Source organism: Massilia cavernae (assembly GCF_003590855.1).
Classification (GTDB): domain Bacteria; phylum Pseudomonadota; class Gammaproteobacteria; order Burkholderiales; family Burkholderiaceae_D; genus Telluria_A; species Telluria_A cavernae.
This window is the reverse complement of record NZ_QYUP01000049.1, coordinates 1-5,848: the sequence shown is the minus strand read 5'-3', so window position 1 is coordinate 5,848 and position 5,848 is coordinate 1. Positions and strand designations below refer to the sequence as shown.

Here is a 5,848-nt window from a genome sequence, read left to right as displayed (position 1 = left end):
CGCCTCAGCGTATAATTTCTCTACTGACCAGTTTTTGGCCTGGTCCGTTTTTTCCGGCATCAAGCTGCAAGCTGACATACCAAGCAGAAGGAACGAAGCAACAACTACTTTCAATTTTTTTTGCATAGCTTTTTGCAAGAGGATTCGAGTTTCAACGAAAGGCTGATTATAGCCGATGGGAATGCTGTGATATTAACTCCAACGCCGAATTCGGCGGATTTACCCGAAGACATGGATTTCGACGATGAACTGGACGCGGAGTTCGCGCCAGCCGCCGCCGGTTCCGACCTGTCTCCGATTACCCTTGAACTGACACCGGACGCATGCGGCCACCGCCTCGACAAGGTCGTGGCCGGCCTGGTGCCGCAGTTCTCGCGCAGCCGCATCCAGCAGTGGTTCGAAGGCGGGCACGTGCTCGTCGACGGCAAGCCAAAGCGCGGCAAGGATACCGCGTACGGCGATGAAACGGTCGTCATCCTGCCACAAAGTGCGCCGGAAGACCAAGCTTATACACCGGAAGAAATCGCACTCGATATCGTTTTCGAAGACGAGCACATTATCGTGATCAACAAGCCGGCCGGCCTGGTCGTGCACCCGGGCGCCGGCAACTGGACCGGCACCTTGCTGAACGGCCTGCTGCACCATTGCCCGCAGTTGACCAACGTGCCGCGCGCCGGCATCGTGCACCGCCTCGACAAGGACACCAGCGGCCTGATGGTGATCGGCAAGACGCTGGCCGCCCAGACCGACCTGGTGCGCCAGCTGCAGGCGCGCAGCGTCAAGCGCGAGTACTTCGCGCTGGTATGGGGCACGCCGCGGGTCTCCGGTACCATCGACGCATCGATGGGACGCCACCCGAAAGACAGGGTCAAGATGGCGGTGTCGACCAACTTCTCGGCCAAGCCGGCCATCACGCACTACCAGCTAATCGCGTCCGGTATGCTCGACCGCCGCCCGGTCAGCCTGGTGCAGTGCCAGCTTGAAACGGGGCGCACCCACCAGATCCGCGTGCACATGATGTCGATCGGTTTCGCGCTGGTCGGCGATACCGTGTACGGCAAGCAGCACCTGGCGCCGGCCTTCCACCGCCAGGCGCTGCAGGCGCGCCGACTCGGCCTGGTGCATCCGGCCACCGGCGAGGATTGCGAGTGGATCGTTCCGCTGGCGTCCGACTTTGCCGAGCTGATCGCACGTGCCGGCATCCCCGAGCCGGAAGCGGCATGACCCCACAAGTGTTGGTTCCTGACTGGCCCGACGCGCCCGCCAACATCGGCGCGCTGGCCACGATGCGCGCCGGCGGCGTCAGCGCCGGTCCCTACGATGACGGCCGTGGCGGCGGCGGGCTGAACCTCGGCCTGCACTGCGGCGACAACGCCGACGCCGTGCGCGCCAACCGCGCCTTGCTGCAAGGCTTGCTGCCCGCTACTCCTGCCTGGACCTCGCAGGTACACGGCATCGCGGTGGCCGACGCCGCCACCGTGCAGCCCGGCGCGCCGGTCCAGGTGGCCGACGCCGGCGTCACGGACCGTCCCGGCGTGGTGTGCGCGGTGATGACGGCCGATTGCCTTCCGGTGCTGTTCGCCGACGTCGATGGCAAGGTGGTGGGCGCAGCCCACGCGGGTTGGCGCGGCTTGGCTGCCGGCGTGCTCGGCGAAACAATCAAGGCGATGCGCGGCAAGGGTGCCGGGGAAATCACAGCGTGGTTGGGCCCGGCGATCGGACCATCGGCTTTCGAAGTGGGTCAGGATGTACTGGACAGCTTTGCCGCGGCCGCACAGGGCAAGGATGAAGAAGAGAAGGTAAGGGCGGCGTTCGCGCCTTTCCCTGGCCGCCAGGGGAAATACCTGGCCGACATGTACACCCTGGCGCGGCTGTTCCTGGCGCGCGACGGGGTCACGCGAGTGTCGGGTGGAAACCGTTGCACATTTACCGAACGCGAAAGCTTTTACTCGTACCGCCGCAGCCACCTTACCGGCAGGCAGGCGAGTTTGATCTGGCTCAAATAGTAAGGACGGGGTCGCCTGATACTGCGGCATTCATCGCGTGCCGCCGCCGTCGCAGCCACTGCCGTCGGCGGACGAGCAGTCGGTGACGGCCACGCCGGGCGCCTGGTTGGCAGCATCTGGAATCGCCGCCGCAGCCTGGGCGGCCCTGGCTTTCAGCTCGGCCTTGCGCTTCCTTCGCTTAGTTCCTGTAAGATAATAAAGGATTGACAACGGCAGCGCGCAATAGCCGAGGAAGGTCATGACACCCGCGACGAACGACGTTTCCGTCAGCGCCATCAGGCCGACCACATAAATCCAGGCAATTGCCACAAGCCACATACGAATTCCTTTATTTGAAAACCCGATTTTAAACAAACGGAAGCAAACATGAATATGCCTGATCCAAACGCCATGGCTACGGCCTGGATGTCGCAGTTCACCAACCCATGGCAGTCGTGGCTAAAGCTCCCCGAGCAAAGCGCCAACCCGTTGTCCGGCATGCTGAAGGAAGCCGGCGTCGCCATCAAGCCCGATGCGCTGGAAGCCCTCAAGGCCGACTACATGAACAAGGCGCACGCCTTGTGGCAGGATTTTATCGCTTCGCGCAAGCCGGCCCTGCCTGATCGCCGCTTTTCCTCGCCGGAATGGCAGTCCAATCCGCTGACCGCCTACCACGCCGCATCATACCTGCTGAATGCCGAATTCCTGACCGCGCTGGCCGAAGCGGTCGACGCCGAACCGCGCCAGCACCAGAAAATCCGCTTCGCGGTGCAGCAGATGGTCGACGCAATGTCGCCGGCCAATTTCCTGGCGACGAACCCGGAAGCCCAGCAGAAGCTGATCGACACCAAGGGCGAAAGCCTGGCCAAGGGCATGGCCAACATGCTGGCCGACATGCAGAAGGGCCGCATCTCCCAGTCCGACGAGTCGGCTTTCGAGGTCGGCCGCAACGTGGCGACGACGCCCGGCCAGGTCGTGTTCGAAAACGACCTGTTCCAGCTGGTCCAGTACGACCCGGTCACGCCGAAGGTGCACGAACGCCCGCTGCTGATCGTGCCGCCTTGCATCAACAAGTTCTACATCCTCGACCTGCAGCCCGAAAACTCGGTGGTTCGTTACGCGGTCGAGCAGGGCAACACCGTGCTGTTGATGTCCTGGCGCAATCCCGACAAATCGCTGGGCAAGACCACCTGGGACGACTACGTCGAGCACGGCGCGATCAAGGCGATCGAAGTCACTCGCGCCATCAGCGGCAAGGACAAGATCAACACCTTGGGTTTCTGCGTCGGCGGCACCATCGTCGCCACCGCGTTGGCGGTGCTGGCCGCGCGCGGCGACCAGGCCGCGTCCAGCGTCACGCTGCTGACGACCTTGCTGGACTTCTCCGACAACGGCGTGCTGGACGTGTTCGTCGACCACGCCCAGGTGGCGCTGCGCGAACAGCAGCTGGGCAAAGGCGGCCTGATGCCGGGCCGCGACCTGGCCACTACCTTCTCGGCGCTGCGCCCGAACGACCTGGTGTGGAATTACGTCCAGTCGAATTACCTGAAGGGCAACGAGCCGCCTCCGTTTGACTTGCTTTACTGGAATGCTGACAGCACCAACCTGCCTGGCCCGATGTTCTGCTGGTACCTGCGTAATATGTATCTGGAGAACAACCTGCGCGAAGCGGGCAAGCTGAGCGTGGCCGGCCACCCGGTCCACCTGGCCGACATCGACGCGCCGGCTTTCCTGTTCGGCTCGAAGGAAGACCATATCGTGCCGTGGACGGCCGCGTTCGAATCGATGAGCCTGCTGAACCCGAAAAAGCCGAAGGCCAACAAGTTCGTGCTGGGCGCGTCCGGACACATCGCCGGGGTGATCAACCCGGCGTCCAAAGGCAAGCGCAGCTACTGGGTCAACGACGCCAGCGGCAGGTCGCGTCCGAAGACCGCCGGCGAGTGGTTCGACGGCGCCACCGAGAACAAGGGAAGCTGGTGGGGCGAGTGGGCGCAATTCCTGGCCGACAATGGCGGCAAGGATATTGCCGCGCCGAAGAAGCCGGGCAATGCCGAGTACACGCCGATCGAGCCGGCCCCTGGGCGCTACGTCAGGGTGCGCGCCGACTGAGTTGAATACGGGGCAAGCGATGTTGCCCCGTATTTACATTTCGGGATGCAGTGCAATAAATGCTGCAGGCGGCGTCGCAAGATGGTACTTTTCCGGATAAGCACTCTATAATGAACAGGTAGGGCTTGTCAGAGGGAGCGGACTGAGTCCGCTTTTTTTTCGAATTATTCAAGACGCGCTGCGGCGCAATAGTGGAAACCTGAGATGAGTAGTGGAAAGAAGAGCGCTGAACGCCTGATCAAGAAATACCCGAACCGTCGCCTGTATGACACCCAGACGAGTTCGTACATCACCTTGACGGACGTAAAACAACTTGTGCTCGACGGAGACGAATTTACTGTTGTCGATGCGAAATCGAACGAAGACCTTACCCGCAGCATCCTGCTCCAGATCATCCTGGAAGAGGAAGCCAACGGTGCACCGATGTTCTCGAGCGCGGTGCTGTCGCAGATCATTCGCTACTACGGGCACGCGATGCAGGGCATGATGGGGTCCTACCTGGAGAAAAACGTCCAGGCGTTCACCGACATCCAGAACAAGTTCACCAACAACGCCGCCGGCGCTTTCGAGGGCAAGCCGTTCAGCCCCGAGATGTGGACCCAGTTCATGAATGTCCAGGGCCCGATGATGCAAGGCATGATGAACAACTACATCGACCAGAGCAAGAACCTGTTCGTGCAGATGCAGGAGCAAATGCAGAACCAGAGCAAAACGATTTTTGGCGCGTTTCCCTTCGTGCCAGTAGACAAAAAGTAATGCCACAGGCGCGGGCAATCCGCGCCGCCGGCTGCACACCCAGGCATGGCAGTGGGGTACAATAGCGGGCTATCCTGCTTTCTCCTCGTCCCCCGCCATGTCTGAACTCCGCCGTATCCCCGTTCCCGCACAAGACGCCCCGATCGGCGCGCCTGCAGCCGCTCCCAAGGTCGGTTTCGTTTCGCTCGGCTGTCCGAAGGCGCTGGTCGACTCCGAACAGATCCTGACCCAGTTGCGCGCCGAAGGCTACGACACCGCCAAGTCCTATGAAGGCGCCGACCTCGTGATCGTCAACACCTGCGGCTTCATCGACGCGGCGGTGCAGGAATCGCTGGACGCGATCGGCGAGGCGCTGGCCGAGAACGGCAAGGTCATCGTCACCGGCTGCCTGGGCGCCAAGAAGGATGCGCAGGGCGACGACATCATCATGAAGGTGCACCCGAAGGTGCTGGCAGTGACCGGCCCGCACGCGGTCGGCGAAGTCATGAGCTCGGTGCACCTGCACCTGCCGAAGCCGCACGAGCCGTTCTTCGACCTGGTGCCGGCACAGGGCGTCAAGCTGACGCCGAAGCACTACGCCTACCTCAAGATTTCCGAAGGCTGCAACCACCGCTGCAGCTTCTGCATCATCCCGTCGATGCGCGGCGACCTCGTATCGCGCCCGATCGCCGACCTGATGCTCGAAGCCGAAAACCTGTTCAAGGCCGGCGTCAAGGAACTGCTGGTCATCTCGCAGGACACCAGCGCCTACGGCGTTGACGTCAAGTTCCGCTCCGGCTTCTGGAACGGCCGCCCGGTCAAGACCCACATGACGCAGCTGGTCGAAGCGCTCGGCCAGCTGGCCAAGCAGTACGGCGCGTGGGTGCGCCTGCATTACGTGTACCCGTACCCGCACGTCGACCAGGTCATCCCGATGATGACCGGTGAGAATATCCTGCCTTACCTCGACATCCCGATGCAGCACGCGCACCCGGACGTATTGAAGCGCATGAAGCGCC

At 62.3% G+C, this 5,848-nt stretch carries 6 protein-coding genes; 5 read left to right on the top strand and 1 reads right to left on the bottom strand.

The window, feature by feature from the left end; genetic code table 11:
* Positions 1–231: 231 nt before the first annotated feature.
* Positions 232–1,224 carry an RluA family pseudouridine synthase gene (locus D3872_RS04920; protein ID WP_119809743.1) on the top strand — a complete coding sequence of 331 codons (993 nt, stop codon included), beginning with the start codon at positions 232–234 and terminating at the stop codon, positions 1,222–1,224.
* Positions 1,221–2,006 carry a peptidoglycan editing factor PgeF gene (gene pgeF, locus D3872_RS04915; RefSeq protein ID WP_119809742.1) on the top strand — a complete coding sequence of 262 codons (786 nt, stop codon included), beginning with the start codon at positions 1,221–1,223 and terminating at the stop codon, positions 2,004–2,006. Before D3872_RS04920 ends, pgeF begins: the two co-directional genes overlap by 4 nt.
* Before the next feature lie 30 nt (positions 2,007–2,036).
* Here pgeF and D3872_RS04910 read toward each other — a convergent pair whose 3' ends face one another.
* On the bottom strand, positions 2,037–2,324 hold the full coding sequence (locus D3872_RS04910; protein WP_119809741.1) for a hypothetical protein: 288 nt from the start codon (positions 2,322–2,324) through the stop codon (positions 2,037–2,039).
* Between the two features lie 48 nt (positions 2,325–2,372).
* On the opposite strand from D3872_RS04910, the gene phaC reads away from it, so the two are divergent.
* From phaC to D3872_RS04895, 3 genes are all read left to right on the top strand, one after another.
* Positions 2,373–4,094 carry a class I poly(R)-hydroxyalkanoic acid synthase gene (gene phaC / locus D3872_RS04905; protein ID WP_119809740.1) on the top strand — a complete coding sequence of 574 codons (1,722 nt, stop codon included), beginning with the start codon at positions 2,373–2,375 and terminating at the stop codon, positions 4,092–4,094.
* Between the two features lie 204 nt (positions 4,095–4,298).
* Positions 4,299–4,850, top strand: a complete 552-nt coding sequence (gene phaR / locus D3872_RS04900) for a polyhydroxyalkanoate synthesis repressor PhaR (protein ID WP_119809739.1) — start codon at positions 4,299–4,301, stop codon at positions 4,848–4,850.
* Positions 4,851–4,947: 97 nt separating this feature from the next.
* A partial coding sequence (locus D3872_RS04895) for a radical SAM protein (RefSeq protein ID WP_229459168.1) occupies positions 4,948–5,848 on the top strand: 901 nt, incomplete at its 3' end.